The organism is Micromonospora sp. CNZ309, from assembly GCF_002846525.1.
The window spans coordinates 6386359-6403214 of sequence record NZ_PJNG01000001.1 but is presented as its reverse complement, the minus strand read 5'-3'; the positions used below and the strand labels follow the sequence as shown (position 1 = coordinate 6403214).

General features: G+C 72.8%; 13 protein-coding genes and 1 pseudogene. 1 reads left to right on the top strand and 13 read right to left on the bottom strand.

The annotated features are described in order from the left end of the window. Positions 1 to 299: 299 nt before the first annotated feature. The 12 genes from manA to CLT72_RS27635 form a co-directional block, all read right to left on the bottom strand. On the bottom strand, positions 300 to 1463 hold the full coding sequence (manA, locus tag CLT72_RS27690; RefSeq protein WP_101414257.1) for a mannose-6-phosphate isomerase, class I: 1164 nt from the start codon (positions 1461 to 1463) through the stop codon (positions 300 to 302). Between the two features lie 3 nt (positions 1464 to 1466). Beyond that, the gene (locus tag CLT72_RS27685) at positions 1467 to 2465 is read right to left on the bottom strand and encodes a cation diffusion facilitator family transporter (protein WP_101414256.1); all 999 of its coding nucleotides are present in this window, start codon (positions 2463 to 2465) and stop codon (positions 1467 to 1469) included. A gap of 76 nt (positions 2466 to 2541) precedes the next feature. Next, the gene (locus CLT72_RS27680; RefSeq protein ID WP_089001903.1) at positions 2542 to 3738 is read right to left on the bottom strand and encodes an SIS domain-containing protein; all 1197 of its coding nucleotides are present in this window, start codon (positions 3736 to 3738) and stop codon (positions 2542 to 2544) included. Continuing rightward, positions 3735 to 3917 (bottom strand): Trm112 family protein, encoded by a 183-nt coding sequence (locus CLT72_RS27675; protein WP_089001904.1) that lies wholly within the window; start codon positions 3915 to 3917, stop codon positions 3735 to 3737. The genes CLT72_RS27680 and CLT72_RS27675 overlap by 4 nt, the downstream gene beginning before the upstream one ends. 62 nt (positions 3918 to 3979) lie before the next feature. After that, the gene (locus CLT72_RS27670) at positions 3980 to 5365 is read right to left on the bottom strand and encodes a phosphomannomutase/phosphoglucomutase (protein ID WP_101414255.1); all 1386 of its coding nucleotides are present in this window, start codon (positions 5363 to 5365) and stop codon (positions 3980 to 3982) included. Between the two features lie 69 nt (positions 5366 to 5434). Next, the gene (locus CLT72_RS27665) at positions 5435 to 6628 is read right to left on the bottom strand and encodes a hypothetical protein (protein WP_350821699.1); all 1194 of its coding nucleotides are present in this window, start codon (positions 6626 to 6628) and stop codon (positions 5435 to 5437) included. 186 nt (positions 6629 to 6814) lie between these two features. After that, on the bottom strand, positions 6815 to 7489 hold the full coding sequence (gene nfi / locus CLT72_RS27660; RefSeq protein ID WP_199184656.1) for a deoxyribonuclease V: 675 nt from the start codon (positions 7487 to 7489) through the stop codon (positions 6815 to 6817). A 62-nt stretch (positions 7490 to 7551) separates the two neighbouring features. Continuing rightward, positions 7552 to 7950, bottom strand: coding sequence for a hypothetical protein (locus tag CLT72_RS27655; RefSeq protein WP_101414253.1), 399 nt, complete (start codon positions 7948 to 7950; stop codon positions 7552 to 7554). A gap of 324 nt (positions 7951 to 8274) precedes the next feature. Then, the gene (locus CLT72_RS27650; RefSeq protein WP_486484334.1) at positions 8275 to 8661 is read right to left on the bottom strand and encodes a hypothetical protein; all 387 of its coding nucleotides are present in this window, start codon (positions 8659 to 8661) and stop codon (positions 8275 to 8277) included. Between the two features lie 62 nt (positions 8662 to 8723). Then, positions 8724 to 13103, bottom strand: a complete 4380-nt coding sequence (locus tag CLT72_RS27645; protein ID WP_101414251.1) for a toxin glutamine deamidase domain-containing protein — start codon at positions 13101 to 13103, stop codon at positions 8724 to 8726. A gap of 18 nt (positions 13104 to 13121) precedes the next feature. Then, a complete protein-coding gene (locus CLT72_RS27640; protein WP_396800504.1) occupies positions 13122 to 13460 on the bottom strand; it encodes a hypothetical protein in 339 nt (112 codons plus the stop codon). After that, complete coding sequence (locus CLT72_RS27635) at positions 13460 to 13879, bottom strand: YbaB/EbfC family nucleoid-associated protein (RefSeq protein WP_358165314.1); 420 nt, start codon at positions 13877 to 13879, stop codon at positions 13460 to 13462. Before CLT72_RS27635 ends, CLT72_RS27640 begins: the two co-directional genes overlap by 1 nt. Before the next feature lie 74 nt (positions 13880 to 13953). Here CLT72_RS27635 and CLT72_RS27630 point away from each other — a divergent pair, with 74 nt between their 5' ends. Beyond that, positions 13954 to 15186: an SUKH-3 domain-containing protein gene (locus CLT72_RS27630; RefSeq protein WP_101414249.1), complete on the top strand. Its 1233-nt coding sequence runs from the start codon at positions 13954 to 13956 to the stop codon at positions 15184 to 15186. Positions 15187 to 15208: 22 nt separating this feature from the next. Here the strand turns inward: CLT72_RS27630 and CLT72_RS27625 are convergent. Further along, positions 15209 to 16647: pseudogene (locus CLT72_RS27625) on the bottom strand (aldehyde dehydrogenase family protein). Between the last annotated feature and the right edge of the window lie 209 nt (positions 16648 to 16856).

Genomic DNA, 16856 nt, shown 5'->3' with positions numbered 1-16856 from the left:
AATCTCCTGTCGGACGATGTGCTGCGCGACCATTCACCTTACGCTCGCGAGCCGCCGCCGCGAGGACCGGCCGGGTGAAGACGACACGAAGACATCGGCGGACAGCGCACGGGGCGACCGGTCGTGGACGAAGTCCCGTCCATGGCCGCCCGCCCCGTGCATCCCCCCGGTTTGGTTCCCCCGCGCGCGTTCTCGGACCGTCGTCGCGATAACGCTGCGTACCCATAGAGTCACACTGCGCCAAGACCGAGTCAAGCTATTCCGGGAAAGTCGGACTCGTGTCGCCGTCCCGGCGCCGATCAGCGCAGGCCGCAGCTCGCGACGTACGCCTCCCCCGCGCCGCCCATCCGCAGCGCTCCGGCGGTCGCGCTGCCGACGGCGGCCCGGCCGGGCCCGAGCGTCACCGCGCCGGCCCCGTCGTCGACCGAGACCTCGCCGGAGCGGCAGAGCACTACCCGGGGCCCCGGCACCTCGACCGTCACCTGCGGCAGCCCCCCGCCCACCGTCACCCGGTGCAGCGCGAAGTCCTCCACGGGCACCGGCCAGGTGACCAGCCCCGGGGCCACCTCCAGCGGCGGCACCACCGGGTCGTGGAGCACCTCGAAGCGCAGCACCCGCAGCAGCTCCTCGACGTCCACCCGCTTCGGCGTCAGCCCGCCGCGCAGCACGTTGTCGCTGGCCGCCATGATCTCCACGCCGGTCCCGCGCAGGTAGGCGTGCAGGTTGCCGGCCGGCATCCAGATCGCCTCGCCGGGCGCCAGCCGCACCCGGTTGAGCAGCATCGCCACCAGCACCCCGGGGTCGCCCGGGTAGGCGGCGGCCAGGTTCCGGGCCAGCTCAGCGTCCGGCCCCGCGACCGGCGCCGACGCCACGGCCGCCACCAGCGCGTCGCGCCGGTCGACCGGCCAGGTCAGCAGCAGCCGTACGGCGTCGCGCAGGCCGGCCGGGCCGGTGCGCAGCGCCGCCAGCACCGGCTCCAGCGCGGGTACGCCGAAACCGGTCAGCACCGCCGCCGAGGCGGCCGGGTCCCGGAAACCGCAGAGCGCCTCCATGGGCGAGAGCGCGACCAGCAGCTCCGGCTTGTGGTACGGGTCGACGTAGTTGCGCTGCCCGTCGGGGCGGGCCGCGTCGGCGGCGTGCCCGGCGCGGGCCTGCTCGGCGTCCGGGTGCGCCTGGAGGCTCAGCGGGGCCTCGGCGGCGAGCACCTTGAGCAGGAACGGCAGCCGGGTGCCGAACCGGCCGACGAGCCGCTCGCCGAGCCAGTGGTCCGGCTCGGCGAGCAGCAGGTCGGTCAGACTCACCCGGTCGCCGTCGCGGTCGACCGCGGCCGGGGCGCCCGGGTGGGCGCCCAGCCACAGTTCGGCCTCCGGGCCGTCGCTCGGCACCGGCCGCCCCTGCAACTCGGCGATGGCCGAGCGGGACCCCCAGGCGTAGTCGCGGATCGGACCGTGCAGCAGTTCCACCGGTCAGCTCCCGGGCCGCCCGGCGGCCTCACCCGGCTCGGCCCCCGCCGCGGCGGACGACGCCGCGCCGGCGCCCGCCCGCTCGGCGGCGACGCTGTAGATGTCCGGCTCCAGGTAGATCACCCGGGCCGTCGGCACGGCGGAGCGGATCCGGGTCTCGACCGTGTTGATGCTGCGGGCCAGCACCTCCGCGGTGACGCCCGCCGGCACGGCGACCTTGGCGGCCACCATCAGCTCCTCGGGGCCGAGGTAGAGCGTCTTCATGTGGATGATCCGCTCGAACTCAGGCCCGTCGGTGACCGCCTTCTCGATCGCCGCGACGTCCTGCGCCTCGGCGCCCTCGCCGAGCAGCAGGCTCTTGGTCTCGATGGCGAGGATGATCGCGATCGCCACCAGCAGCACACCGATCATCGCGGTGCCGACCGCGTCCCACCGGCCGTTGCCGGTGATCAGCGTCATGCCGACGCCGAAGAGCGCGAAGACCAGACCGACCAGCGCGCCCAGGTCCTCCAGCAGCACCACCGGCAGCTCGGGCGCCTTGGCCCGCCGCACGAACTTCACCCAGGACTGGTTGCCCCGGACGAGGTTGGACTCCTTGATGGCGGTACGGAAGGAGAACGTCTCCATGATGATCGCCGCCACCAGCACCGCGACCGGCACCCAGTGCCACGAGGTGATGCCCTCCTTGTGCGACCACTTGTGGTACGCCTCGTAGAGGGCGAACAGGCCACCGACGCTGAACAGCACGATGGACACGATGAACGCGTAGATGTAGCGCTCCCGGCCGTAGCCGAAGGGGTGCTGCGGGGTGGCCGCGCGCTTGGCCCGCCGCCCGCCGAGCAGCAGCAGACCCTGGTTGCCGGAGTCGGCGACCGAGTGGATCGACTCCGCCAGCATCGACGACGAGCCGGTCAGCAGGAACGCGACGAACTTGGTGACGGCGATGCCGGCGTTGGCCAGCAGGGCGGCGACGATCGCCTTCGTACCACCGTTGGCGCTCACGCGGTCGCTCCGTCGCGTCGCGCGGCCCCGCCGGGCGTCGGCGCGGTGCGCCGCTCGGCCCGTTCCCTGCTATCGCTCACTGGTTTGCCAGCTCCTTCATTTCGGTGATGGCCGGTACGGCCATCGGGTCCAGTCCGTGTGCCAGGGCCAGGTAGATCGAAGCGAAGTCCGGCACGGCGACCAGCGAGGCGAGCCGTTCCAGCGCGGAGCCGCCCTCGGCGGTCACCACGTCGCAGCGCACGCCCCGCCGCTCGGCGAGGGTCTGCACCGCGTCCGCGCGGCGCTCCTCGACGTCGAGCGGCTCGTCGGCGTCGTCCTCCGGGTTCAGCCCGCCGTCGCGCAGCAGGACCAACCGCAGCCGGGTGCCCGACGGCTCCTCCTCGTCGGGGTCGGCGAAGATGTCCCGCTCCCCCTCCGCCAGGCCGCCGAAGACGCCGTCGAGCAGGCCGACCCGACCGCGCCCCGCCTCGCCGAGCGCACCGCTGACCACCGGGTAGCGGGCGTTGGCGGACAGGGTGTCGCCGAAGCGGCGGGCCGCGACGGTCGCCAGCGGCGACGAGCCCCAGACGATCGGCACCGAGCCGGCCAGGCCCAGGGCCAGCGACTTCGCCGGGTTGACGAAGGACTCGGCCGTCGGACGGCAGCGGTCGGCGTCCGCGTCCAGCCGGGCCGCGGTCTCCGCCAGGTCCGCCTCGTTGACCTTCACGAGGCCGAGCGTACGGGCGGCGAGCAGGACCGGCACGGTGAGCGCCCAGAGGCTGGCCCGGGCCGGGGCGCGCCGGGGCACCGGGATGAACGGCGCCCGGGCCCGCTCCGCCACGGACTGCAACTGCGAGTCGGGCGCGCCGACGGCGACCAGCCGGGCGCCCCGCCGGTGCGCGGCCTCGGCGGCGCCCAGCGCCTCGGGGCTGCGGCCGGAGGCGCTGACGGCGATCACCACGTCGGCGGCGCCCACCCAGCCGGGCACGCCGGCGCTGCGGTGCGGGATGACCGGCACCGGGCAGCGCGGCCCGGCCACGGTGGCCAGCACGTCGCCCGTACGCCCGGCGGTGCCGATGCCCGCGATGACGACCGCGCGGGGGCGGCCCTCGTCGGCGAGCACCTGGAGGTTGGCCTCGGCGGCCAGGGCGGCCGTCTCTCGGACCTGCGCCCCGGCGGAGGCGGTGTGCCGCAGCATGCCGCCCGGGTCGTGCTCGGCCAGCGCGGCCGGGTCGTCGAGGAGTGCCTCGTCGGGCTCGCGGCGGCCGCTGACCCCGGCCGTACCGTCGATCATGACTGCTCCGCGGGGCCGCGCGCCTCGTCCAGCAGCAGCACCGGCACGTCGTCGCGGACCTCGAAGATCCGGCCGCACTCGGTGCAGGTCAGCGTCTGCGCCTGCGCGTCGTAGTCGAGCGGGGCGTGATGCGTGTCCGGACAGGCGAGGATTTCCAGCAACTGCGGGTCCAGGGCCACGGCGCGGCTCCTTCCACGTATGCGGTTTCACCGATCGACGGTGCCGACCGGCGCAGGCGATCTTATCGGCGAACCCGGTCGAGCACCTCGTCGCGGAGGGCGGTCATCCGCTCCCGGGTCGGGGCCTCGACGTTGAGCCGCAGCAGCGGCTCGGTGTTGGAGGCGCGCAGATTGAACCACGCGCCGTCCGGGAAGCGCAGGGTCAGCCCGTCCATCTCGTCGGCGTCGGCCTGCGGGTACGCGGCCCGCACCTCGGCCACCTTGGCGGCCTGGTCGGCCACCGTCGAGTTGATCTCGCCGGAGGCCACGTAGCGCTCGTACTCGGCGGCCAGCACGGACAGCGGCAGCGACTGCTCGCCCAGGGCGGCCAGCGTGTGCAGCGCGGCCAGCATGCCGGTGTCGGCGAACCAGAAGTCGCGGAAGTAGTAGTGGGCCGAGTGCTCGCCGCCGAAGATCGCGTTCGTGCGGGCCATCTCCGCCTTGATGAAGGAGTGCCCGACGCGCGCGACGACCGGCTCGCCGCCGTGCTCACGGATGATCTCCGGTACGGCGCTGGAGGTGATCAGGTTGTGGATCACCGTCGAGCCGGGGTGCTTGGTCAGCTCACGGGCCGCCACCAGGGCGGTGATCGCCGACGGCGAGACCGGCTCGCCCCGCTCGTCCACCACGAAGCAGCGGTCGGCGTCGCCGTCGAACGCCAGGCCGATCTCGGCGCCGTGCTCGATCACCGCGCGCTGGAGGTCGACCAGGTTGGCCGGGTCCAGCGGGTTGGCCTCGTGGTTCGGGAAGGTGCCGTCCAGCTCGAAGTAGAGCGGCACGATCTCCAGCGGCAGCGCCGGCAGGACGGTGTCGCCGAGCACGGCCGGAACGGTGTAGCCGCCCATGCCGTTGCCGGCGTCGACGACCACCTTCAGCGGGCGGATGCCGGAGAGGTCGACCAGCTGCCGCAGGTACGCCGCGTAGTCGGCCAGCAGGTCCCGGCGTTCGGCCGGCGCGGTCGACGGGTCGGCCGGGCGGGCCTCGTCCTTGTCCAGCAGGGCCTGCGCCCGCTCGCGGATCTCGGCCAGCCCGGTGTCCTGCCCGATCGGGCGGGCCCCGGAGCGGCACATCTTGATGCCGTTGTACTGCGCCGGGTTGTGGCTGGCCGTGAACATCGCACCGGGCAGCCCCAGCGCCCCGGAGGCGTAGTAGAGCATGTCGGTCGAGGCGAGGCCCAGCTCGATGACCCCGCGCCCCTCGGCGCGTACGCCAGCGGCGAAGGCGGCGGCCAGACCCGGACCGGTGGCCCGCATGTCGTGCGCGACGAGCACTTCCCCGCCCTGCTCGCCGAGGCCGTTCAGCACCTGCGCGAAGGCCGCGCCGAGGGCCTCGGCGGCGCGCTCGTCCCACTGGTCCGGCACCGTCCCACGGACGTCGTAGGCCTTCACGATCTGGGACAGATCAGACACCGGTCTCGCTCCTTGCGCCGCAGGTCGTCAACGGCCTGAGCGTATCGGAGGGGCGCCGCGCGGCCCGGCTCAGCCGGGGAGCCGGGGCATGAACACGGTGTGGTCGCCACCGCCGGCCTCCGGCGGCGGGTCGCCAGGCTTGCGTTGACCGGGCGGCGTGGAGGTCGGCTGGCCGTACTGTCCCGGTGCTGCCGGCTGGCCGTACTGGCCCGGTGTCGCGGGTTGGCCGTACTGCGCCGGTGCCGGGGGAGCCGACCTGGGGCTGGCGGGCGGGGCCGACACGGGCGGGGAGGCGGGCGCCACCTGGGTGGCCTCCGGCGTCGGGCGGCCGCCGTACACGCCGCCGGCCGGGCGCGGCGCGGGCGTGCCGCCGTACAGGCCGGGGGCGGGGGGTTGCTGACCGTACACCTGACCGGGCGCACCGGGAGCGACGGTCGGGCCCTGCCCGGAGCGGTAGGTGGTGCCGCCGGGGTTGCGGGGCAGCGGGACGTGGCCCGGATCGCCGGCCGGCTCCTTGTCCGCCCGGGAGCGGCGGAAGAGCAGGACGATGAGCAGGATCCCGACGGCGACCATCGCGATGCCGAAGAACATGACCACCGAACCGCCGGAGGACTCCTCCTCGGCGGCGTTGCTGACGGCGCCGGCACCCCGGCCGGCGACGGCGGCCAGGCTCGGGTCCTCCGCGCCGGCCCGCACCTCGGTGGCGGTCGCGCTCGGGGTCGGCGACGGCTTCTTCGAGGGCTTCGGCGTCGGCGAGGCCGACGCCCGGCCGCCGACCACCCGGGACGCCTCGGCGCCCCGGCCCAGGGCCCGCCCGAGCGCGTCGCTGGCCACGCCGCTCACGGTCAGCCGACCGGCCGGCGCCTCCGCGGCGAACGCCACCCGGTAGCGCACCGTGATGCCCTTGCCCTTGCAGAGCCTCGGGTTCAGCGGTGAGGTGGCCGACGTCGCGGCGCTGCCGCGACCCCCCGAGAGCGGCACCGGGAACCAGCGTCCACCCACGTTGACCTGCACGCTGGCCTGATCGGCGCGCAGGCCGGCCAGGCGCAGCCCCACGGCGGTACGCAGCAGCACGCAGCCGTCGCTGCGCTTGCGCACCTCGATCGAGACGCCTCCGGCGGAACCGCCGGCGGTGAAGCTGCCCGCCGAACGCACCCGGACCGAGTCGCCATCGGCGAGCGCCGGCGTCGCGCCGAGCGCCACCAGGCCGCCCAGCAACGTGCAGACCGTCGCGAGCCGCGCCACGTGCCGACGTACCGCCATGATCACCTCGCCGTTCCTCCCCCGACGGGGGTCCGCCGGTCAGGCTACTACCGGGGCCTGTCAGGGCCCGGTCATAGAGCACTCGGGATGTGCGCCGTATTACCCGGGCGGCCCGGTCCGCGTACCTGGTCGGCGGCGAGACCGTCGCACGGCCTTCGGGCCGGGTCGCCGCAACCGCTGGCGGCTTCAGACGGCGCGGACGGTCGCTCCGGCGGCGGCGAGGGCGTCCCGGCAGAGCCGGTCGGCGGTACGGGTGGTCTCCGGTAGGCGGTAGCGCGGCGTCAACGCCAGCACCCGCGCGGTCGCGTCGTCGAGGCTCATCCGGTGGCCGACGCTGACGAAGACCGGCTTCACGCCGTCGCGGGTACGCAGCACCCGGCCCACGACCTCGTCCCCGTCGCGCAGCGGCGCCCACGCCCCCCGCCGGTCGTCCGGCGGCGTCCACTCGCCGAGCAACGGCGTCTTGCCCACCCCGATCGCCGGCAGGCCGGTCACCACGCCCAGGTGACAGGCGAGCCCGAACCGGCGCGGATGGGCCAGCCCGTGCCCGTCGCAGACCAGCAGCTCGGGCCGCACGGTCAGCCGGTCGAGTGCGTCGAGCAGCGCGGGCATCTCGCGGAAGGCGAAGAGCCCCGGGACGTACGCGAACGCGGGCCGGCCCACGCTCACCGCCGAGTCGACCACCGCGAGGGTCCGGGCGTCCAGCACGGTCACGGCCGCCGCGAGCCGGTCACCGCTCTCGGCGTACGCCACGTCCAGGCCGGCCACCGTCGCGGGCTCGGCCGGACCCGGCCCGACCAGATCCACCAGCGGCCGCAGCCGCTCCTGGACGGCCAGCGCCTCCGCCACGCTGCCCGGCACGACCGTTCGAGGGTCCGGCGCCCCGGTCGTCCCCACCCGCACGACTCCGGGTTCGCCCGACGTCACGACGGCCCGTCGGTACGCGACCTGTCGGCACCCTGCCCGTCGGTACCCGGTGTCCCGGCACCCTCCGGGCTGACTCTCTGCCGCTCGGCGCCCTGCTCGTGAGCGTTCCGCCCGTCGCCGTCCTCGCTGCCGGGATCGCTGACGGCATCCCTACTGTCGTCGTCCTCGCTGTCGGCGCTGTCCTCGTCTTCGCTGTCGTCGTCCTGGGTGCTGCCGGCACCCAGGGCCACGGCGAAGGCGACGCCCATGGCGATGCCGATGGCCACGCCGGTGGCTCCGTCCAGGGCTGCCAGGCCGATGACCAGACCGAGCATGAGGCCGACCGGCCACGCCCAGGCGTTGGACTGCCACCTCCCCGGGCCGGACGGCTTCTGCCCGGTGTCTGATTCAGCCATTTCGCCATGGTATTCCTGCCCGGCAACCCGACCTGAATCTGCGCCTCTCCGCCATGGCGGTTGCCAGCCGGCTGGGAGCAGGAGACGCACCTCGGTTCATAGGTGACCGCTGGTCCCGCAGCACTCGACGAGCAGGCCCACCCATCGACCGTGTCGCCGCCTGAGCGGGGATCATCGTCGGGTGGAGGAACGAGTTCGACCAGCCGAAGCGCCGGGTGGAGGCATCGCTGGAGAGGACGGCGGCTCGGTCGACGGAGAGTCAGCCATACCAGCGCCCCGAGCCAAGGCCCGACGAGCCGCAACAGGTTCCGCAGCGCGCCAAGCTCAGGAAGAACTGCTTCCCTCAATCCCCAGTGAAGGATCGGCTGCGGGGTCGCCTGCCTGTTGAAGTTGTTCTTCGAACATGACGAAAGTCTTTCTTCGAATACCTGCCACCAACGCCGACTCATGCGGCGTGAGCGGTCGCCGTTCCAGGTCGGCATGCTCCACGATCGCGCTCACTGTCTCGTAAAGCGCGAAGATCGGGCCAGTGCCGCGGAGGTACCTCCCTCGGTCATGTTCGGTGTACTCGATGAACTCATTGCGGGACAACTCCTCGATCTCATCGCCGCCGACAAGGAGGATCTTGCTGACGAGATCGTCGGCTCGTTCCCAGCCGCCGTCAGCTTTCGAGAGCTTCCATCCGATCACATGGCCCACTTCATCAGCCACCAGCTTGACCGGAGTCTCGTAGTAGCTGAAGAAAGCCGGGAGACTGCCCGGAGGTCGGTGACTCACCGCTCTCCCCTTCCTTCCTGGTGGCGCTCCAGGGCGAGCCGAAACGCCTCCTGCTCCTTCAGAGCGAGTCCGTCTCTGATTGCCAGCTCTCTTGTCGTCAAGGGACGACCTTGCGACTCTGCCATGGCATCAAGGTCCCTACGCACCTCGTAAAGCGCGTGCTCCCACTCTGCCACTTCATCCAACGCAAGGAGTTGCAGGCGAAGTTCAGCGATGTGGCCATTTGACATCCGCAAACTTAACAGCACATCTCGGTACCCGCTCAACTGGGGTCCAAGGAAACGATCCTTCTTAGCTACCACCTCGACGTCGGGATCCTGACCGATTCGTGACAGGGTCCGATACAGGTCACTTAGGCTGTCGAACTGGATTCTGGCTCCGGCGAGATCTTTTAGAGACGAAACATCGTTCCCGTATTCCCTTATCTTGTCGAGTACGCGCTGATGGTCCTTGGGCTTTTCACGCCAGCTTGCCAGGCCACGCCCGCCGGCCATTCGTACCGCCAGTTCGTTGAGTTCCAGTTGAGCCGTCGACGCTTCCCTGTAGAGATTGCTGAGGTAGTCCAACCGATACTTCTCGTCTTCCTTCCAGGAAGGGTCGAAGCCGGGCTGGTGGACCTTCCGCTTCCGAGGACTGACCGAGTCGCTGAGCGCCTTCAGCTCGCCACTCAGAGATCCCTCAGGCGGCCGGACCTCTACGGCGGGCACCGCTTCGGGACCTGACTTCTCGATGTGATCCAAGACGGACCCGAGGACGTTGACCGCCTGTTGCTGACTGGCGAGGTGATGCAGTGTCACGGGACGAGCCGTCAGCGAAGTGGCCAACTCAGGCGTACCCAGAACCATCCGTGCAAGGTCAGGCCGCTGCGCCAACTGTCGGACGAGGTTCTCGGCGAGCATCGGCTCGCCGCGGGGCGGCTGCCGCCACGTCTCGTCCAGCATTCGCTGCACGCGTGGATCCGCAAACAGCCGCGCCACGTCCGTGGCGCCCGCCTCGTCGAGTTGTGGTACGAGTCGGCGGAGTGCCGAGGGGTCTACGCCGGCCGCCACCTCGGCCGGCGTCACGCCGGCGGCGAAGACCCGTTCCAGGTCAGGTTCTGCGGCCAGGATCGTGCCGACGGCAATCGGGTTCCCCGCCCGTTCCGCCTGCACGCGTTCCCGCGCCGCCCGCAGGTCCTCGGACGGTGTGTCGCTGCGTTCGCCGACCGGTCCCGCCTCGCCGGGTTGTTGCAGGTGCCCCGGGGGTCCCGGCCCGTCCGACGGAGCCGCGCCGGGACCATCGAGCAGGTGCATGCGGTTGAGGAAGATCTCGCCGTAGCCCTGGTCGGTCTCTGCGGGCGGGTATTCCGGCAGGTCCGGTCGCTGGCTGAACCGCCCTCGCCGCAGCCCGCCCAGGGGCATCGGTCTGCCGTCCGAACCGATCACCAGGACCTCGGTGTCGACGGCGTTGTGCGGGTGCGGGATGCCGTGGTGTCGGTACAGGGGCGTCGTCGAGACGGCGCCGGTCTGCGGGTCGAGGTAGAGGATGGTGCCGTTCTGGTTGAGGGCGACCCAGATGTGGGCGCCGCCCTGTTCCCAGTTGTTGATGACGAAGGCGAAGCTGCCGTGGCCCCCGAGGCGGAGCTGGTCGTGGAGGTTGCGGTATCCCGTGTCGATGGCGCGCTGCCGTTCAACACCCTGGATGTCCTCGGTCGGCTGGCAGAGGCGCTGGAAGCGTCCCCCGGTGATGTCCTCCACCCGCCCGATGCCGTCGCGTTCGCCGTTGATGGGGCACGTGACGTCGCCCGCCACGTAGGCGTCGAAGGTGCGGGGTGCGGCGACGCGGGGGCGGGCATGCATCCAGGTGTCGAACAGCGACAGGGTGCAGTCGATGCAGTTGATGCCGCGGGTCGGGTCGGCCTGCGGTCCGCCGTCGTTGACCAGCCCGAACCAGCCGCCCTGTCGCGGGTCGGCGGTGCGCCGCACGCTTCCGTCGGGTGCTCGGGGCACCTGCCGCTCGATGTCGGTCTGGTGCAGGGCCAGCGGCGGACGCAGACCGCCGGGCCGACCGTAGTTCCGGGACCGGTCGATCGGCGGCGGGTAGTCGTCGCCCGTCAGCGCCGAACGGTCGACGGTCTCCACCGCGCCGTACGCCAGGTCGCCGACGTCGTCGTTGATCCGACGGAAGTCCGCGGGATCGACGACGCCCACGACGGACGGCACGACGCCGCCGGCCAGTACGGCCTCCGCGTAGTCCAGGTGTTGCCCGTACGCCCGCATCTCGTCGTTCGCCGCCCGCTGCCACCCGTCAGCCTGGCGCGCCTGGCCCATGCGATGCAGGTGTAGGGCGTGGGCGGCGAAGTCCCGTGCCACCTGATGGTGCTCGTCCGCGCGTGCCCTGAGGCGTGCAGCTTCGTCGAAGCGACGCTTGTCCTCGAACCACGCTCGCTGCGATTCGTAGTAGCCGCGGTAGCGCCGCCTCTCGAAGGCCTCCCGGTCCAGGGCCCACTGCTCCGCGTACCACTCGGGGGTCCTGAACCGGGGTCCTGCCGAACCATGCGCACCGAGGGTCACCGACGTGTCCGGGCGGACGCGTGGGTCCCTCCCGGGTGCCGCCGCATCGGGGGTGGGCGGCATCGGTGGTACCGGCTGCTGCGGTGCCGGCACCGTGCCGGCGGCGCCTCGTTCGGCGGCGGGTGCGGCGGGCGCAGCCGGCGGAACGTGGCCCGCACCGGGGACGGACGCGGCCGTCCCCGGTGCGGGCAACGACGGGGCGGGGGGCGGCCCGACAGTCGGGGCGCCCGGCCCCGCGCTGGGTCCGCTTGCCTGGGCCGTCGACGCTGACGTGTTCCACGAGGCAGCGCTGTTCGCGGCGTTGACGGATCCGGCACCACCTGCGGCGCTGCCGGCGTTGACCGTCTGACCATCCACTCCGGTCGGGACGCCCCCGGCGCCGAGGACGGGCGCCGCCGTCGCGGCAGAGGAGAGGGTGGGGCTCAGGGCTGGTTCCGGCAGCGCGGAAGAGGTGGTCACGGAGTGCGCGCCGGCGCGTTCGATACCGTCGGCGGTCAATGGCGCGTTCGTGTCTCCGGCGCGGGCGGCGATCGTCGTCGCGGACTCGGTCGGCGTCGTCCGGGCCTCGCCCGACGGCGGGGCCGGTGGTGTCGTGTCGACGCCGCTCGCATTTCGCTGGACATCGACCGGCGCACCGGCCGATGTCCCTGGCCCGGGAGTCGGCGGCTCCACGCCCGCACCCGGCACCACACCGGACGGCTCCACCCCCGCGCCGGGCGCGGCGACAGGTGGCCCGTCCGCTGCCGGCACTTCGGGAGGCGTCGAGAGCGCGCCAGCTTGCGTCGACGTCAGCGGCATCCCGGCCAGGGCGCTGAGCTGGCCGTTGAGTCGCGCCTGCAACGCCGCGTCGGCCTGCGCGGTGGCGGAACCCCGGACCCCGGACGCTGCCGCGCGGGCGGCGTCCTCCATCGAGGTCAGCCCCTGACCCGTGGCCAGGCTCGCGGCCTGGTCGGCCATCACCTCGCCAGCCATCTCACGGCCGAAGTGCTCCCCGACCCGGGCACCCCGACCAGTGGCGTGCCGACCCAGACCCGCCAGCGGCGCCACCGCCCCACCGGCCATACCGCCGAGCGCCGTGGTCCCCAACTCCGTCACGTCCAGCCCGTGCCGGCGACCCGTCGAGTTCTGATACGCCTGCGTGGCGAGGTTGATGCCGCCCTCCTCGGCCGCCTCCGACACACCGCTCAGCGCCGCTCGCCGGCTGAACCCCCGCACGCCGCCCTTGGTGACCTCCTTCGCGGCCCGCTCGCCGGCCTCCCTGAGACCCTGCTTGATCGACTTGCGGGCAAGCTGTGCCATCAGCCGCTTGAAGATCTGCTGCACGATCAGCCTCGTGGCCGCGATCGCCGCCCCGGCGGCGGGCGAGGCGGCACCCGCGGTGAGCACGGCCGCGACGGCCAGCGCCAGCAACTCGACCACCAGGATGCCCAACTCGATCCAGACCTCGAGCTTGGCGCCCTCGATGTCGCAGCCGCACTCCTCCACCAGCCGACCCAGCTCGGTGCTCACAGCCAGCAGCACGGGCAGCGGCGCCTCGTCGCCCTCCGCCACCCGCCGCCAGGCGGTGTCGAAAGCGGCAGCCACCGCCCCGACGCCGCCGTAGCCGTCGCGCACCTCGCGGGCGGCGGCAACGGCGTCGGCCCTCGGCCCCGCCAGGGCGGTCGCCACCGCGTACCACTGATCGGCGAGCTCCCAGACCGCCCGCTCGTTGCCCTCCGGCCACTCCACACCGATCACCCAGTCGAGGGCCTCGTAGACCCAGCCCGGCAACTGCCACGGCGAGTAGTCCAGCGGGTGCGGAATGGGGCTCGGCAACACACTCATCCGAAACTCCTCAGCGGATCAACGCTGCTGGTGCCGGTCACCGACGCGCCCGAGCCGACCCGCACTCGCCGCGTCCGTCCGCAGGTTGGCGTCCACCGACCGGACCACGTCGGCACCGAGGCCCTCCACGTGCCGGCCGACGCCCTCCCACGTGCGCAGGACCAACTCCTCGAAGCCGCGGTACTTCTGCTCGAACGCGGCCCCGATGTCGTCCTTGCCCCACGGCGACCGGCCGCTCGCCGCCGCGATGGCACCGCCCGCCTGGCGGCGACGCGCCGTGATCGCCTCGCCGGACAACGAGAGGTCGACGCCACCGCGCCGGGCGCGCTGCGGGTCGAGCCAGAGCTGACCGCCCATCACTCGCTCCGGCGCAACACGGCGTCGGCGCGGCCCAGCAGTGCACCGAAGTCACCCGTACGCAGGAAGTCCGTCGCCCCGGAGCCGGCGGGCAGGTAACCGGCCACGAGTTCCTGGGTGGCGGCGACCGCCGCGGCGCCGGCCCGGTGGACGGTGGCGGTGATCTTGCGGCTCAACGCCTTCGCGTCCCGGTGGTTGAAGACGGACGGGTGCAGCTCCACCGAGATCACCTCGCCCCGGGCCCCGGCGGTGGCGGTCACCTGCCCGTCCTCGGAGCGCTCGGTCACCCGCAGCTCGGCGAGCCGGACCTGTAGCTCGTCCAGGCCGGACCTGAGTCGTTGATAGTCCCCGTACACCTCGTCGAACCGCGCCCGCAGCGCACGATTGGCGTCCCGGTCCACACTCTCGGCCAACGCCACCCTCCCCCGGTTACCGTCGGTAGGGCGAACCATACCGGCCGCCACGAATCCGTGGGGTCCGGTACTTTCAAGCCGTGATCGATCGCCAACAGGCCGAGCAACTCGCCGCCGTCTGGGCCCGCCGCGAGTCACAACGCCTGGGACACGAATGCCACCACCACGTCGACGAATTCGACCTCGGCTACATCATCACCTCCACCGTGCCCATCGAGGCCAGGACGGTGCCCGGCGACCTGCCCACCACCGTGGTCGACAAGCTCACCGGCGAGGTGACCACCTGGCCCCGCGTGCCCGCCGACACCGTCGCGCAGATGTACCGCCGGAGTCGGCCGGCAGGCTTGCCTGTGCCTCGCACGGTCGACCCGGCGAGCCAACTGCTCCGCGAGATCCGCCGACTGCCGACGCCCACCACGGCGGCGCACCTGACCGTCGAAGGACGGTTGTTCCGCGCGCACGGCGCCAAGGGCGACGTCACGCCCAACCACCACCCACTCGTACGTTCCTACCTGGACGGACTTCCCCCCGGGCACCTCGTACGCGGCGGCGAACGGCACGCCGAACTCGTCGTCGTCTCCGACGTCCTGCACCACTACGACCACCACCGCGCCGCCGAAGGCATCGCCCCGCTCGGCATGGCCGACGCGAAGGACATCCTCCAGACCGCCCGGTTCGAGGTCTATCGCGTACGCGAGCCGGGCGATCCGAACGGCGGCCTCGCCGACCGCCCTTGCGACTCGTGCGTCGACATGCTCGTGGACTTCAACGCGCTGCCCTGGTCCGACCGGGCGTTCACGATGCCGTGGCAACCCGACCCGCAGCCGGACCCCGCCCCGGGCCGCTTCCACCCGGAGGTCGCCCAGGCGCTCGTCGCGGCCGGCTGGCGCCCGCACTTCGGCGACGAGATCGTCGCCCTGTCCGCCATCAGGGACGTCGGTGCCGTCAGGGGTGAGACCTCCGCTCATGCCGACTTTCCCGCAGTCCTGGCGACTCTCACCGCCTTCCCGAGCCTGGTGGGCGCCCGACGCGGGCCGGGCGAGCAGGTCTGGATCTCGCGCTTCGACATCCGTCCGCGACAGGTTGCCCACACGGCCGACACGCTCGCGGACTTCGCCGCCGTGCTCGGCGTACGGCTGTTCCCCATCGGCACCGAGCGGCAGGAGAGCATCTTCGCCGTGGACGAGCGGGGTCGGATCTTCGCGCTGGACCAGGCCGGCGAGTGGTTCCTCGGCGAGGACATCGACGCCGCGCTGACCACCCTGCTGCTCGGCCGGGCGCCGGCCCGCGTACGCGACGACGGCACCTGGTGAGCGGGCGGCGCCGGGCGAACGGCTACAGCGACAGGCCGGTCAGCACCATCACCCGGGGCTCCGTGTAGTCCTCCATGGCGCTGCGCAGGCCCTCGCGCCCGACGCCGCTGCCCTTCACCCCGCCGTACGGCATCTGGTCGGCCCGGTACGACGGCACGTCGCCGACGATCACCCCGCCCACCTCCAGCGTGCGGTGCGCCGCGAAGGCCGTGTCGAGGCGGTGGGTGAAGACGCCCGCCTGCAACCCGTACGCCGAGTCGTTGACGGCGGCGAACGCGGCCTGGTCTGCGCGACACGGGCGACCACCAGCACCGGCCCGAAGACCTCCTCGGTGCGGACCCTGGCGTCCGCCGGTACGCCGGAGAGCACGGTCGGCGGGTAGGTCGTGCCCTCGCGCCGGCCGCCCGTCTCGATGGCGGCGCCGGCGGTGACCGCCTCGTCCACCCACGCCTCGACCCGCGCGGCGGCGTCGGCGGAGATCAGCGGCCCGACGTCGGTGAGCGGGTCGGACGGGTCGCCGACGCGCAGTTCCCGCACCGCCGCGACGAGCCGGGGCAGGAACGCGTCGTAGAGCCATTCGTGCACGTAGACGCGCTGCACGGCGATGCACGACTGGCCGGCCTGGTAGTTGGAGAACGTCGCGACGCGGTGCGCGGCGAACGTCAGGTCCTCGTCGGTGTTCCAGTCCTCGCAGATCACGGCGGCGGCGTTGCCGCCCAGTTCCAGGGTGACGTGCTTCTCGGGCACGCGGCGGCGGATCGCCGCGCCGACCGGCCCGGAGCCGGTGAACGAGACCACCGGCAGCCGGGGGTCGACGACCAGCTCGGCGGCGCGCTCGTTGGGCAGCGGCAGGACCGAGAACATCCCCGCCGGCAGGTCGGTCCCGGCGAGCAGCTCGCCCAGCAGCAGCGCCGACAGCGGGGTGGCGGGGGCCGGCTTGACGACGATCGGGGCGCCGACGGCGATGGCCGGGGCGACCTTGTGCGCGACGAGGTTCAGCGGGAAGTTGAACGGCGTGATGCCGAGCACCGGCCCCTTCGGCACCCGCCGGACCAGGGCTATCCGCCCGGTGGCGGCGGGGTCGGTGTCGAGGCGTTGCAGCTCGCCGGAGAATCGCCGGGCCTCCTCGGCGGCCCAGCGGAAGGTGGAGACGGCGCGGCCGACCTCGGCGCGGGCCCACTTCAGCGGCTTGCCGTTCTCGGCGGTGATGAGCCGCGCGAACTCCTCGGCCCGTTCGGCGAGGCGCCGGGAGACGTGGTCCAGGGCCGCCGCGCGGGCGTGCGCGGGCAGGGCCGCGGCCTCCGCGGCCACCCCGGCGGCTGCCGCGACGGCCGCTTCGACCTGGTCGGCGGTGGCGAGGGTGGTACGACCGACGAGGCGCCCGTCGTACGGGTGGTGGACGGTCAGCTCGCCCTCGCCGTGGGCGGGGCGGGAGGCGACATGGAATGCGACGGAGTCCACACGCAGCAGCGTAGACCCTCCGCAGGGAGCTGATCCGCACGAGCGGGCGACGGCCGAGGCTTCGTGAATCATCGATGCATTACCGCAGTTCGCCCTCCAAACACAAGATGTCCTCACGTCTCCACTTTTTGCCGTGGAGGCCCTACGCTCGTGCTCACTTTGATCAATTGCGATCGATGGCGGGACCCGCCGTCGTGTAGCGAGAGGAA

What these genes read in the sequence shown, in the direction of transcription:
- CLT72_RS27655 (WP_101414253.1), bottom strand. Translation starts at nt 7,950, where the DNA reads ATGGCTGAATCAGACACCGGGCAGAAGCCGTCCGGCCCGGGGAGGTGG.
- CLT72_RS27680 (WP_089001903.1), bottom strand. Translation starts at nt 3,738, where the DNA reads ATGATCGACGGTACGGCCGGGGTCAGCGGCCGCCGCGAGCCCGACGAG.
- CLT72_RS27645 (WP_101414251.1), bottom strand. Translation starts at nt 13,103, where the DNA reads ATGAGTGTGTTGCCGAGCCCCATTCCGCACCCGCTGGACTACTCGCCG.
- CLT72_RS27665 (WP_350821699.1), bottom strand. Translation starts at nt 6,628, where the DNA reads ATGGCGGTACGTCGGCACGTGGCGCGGCTCGCGACGGTCTGCACGTTG.
- CLT72_RS27640 (WP_396800504.1), bottom strand. Translation starts at nt 13,460, where the DNA reads ATGGGCGGTCAGCTCTGGCTCGACCCGCAGCGCGCCCGGCGCGGTGGC.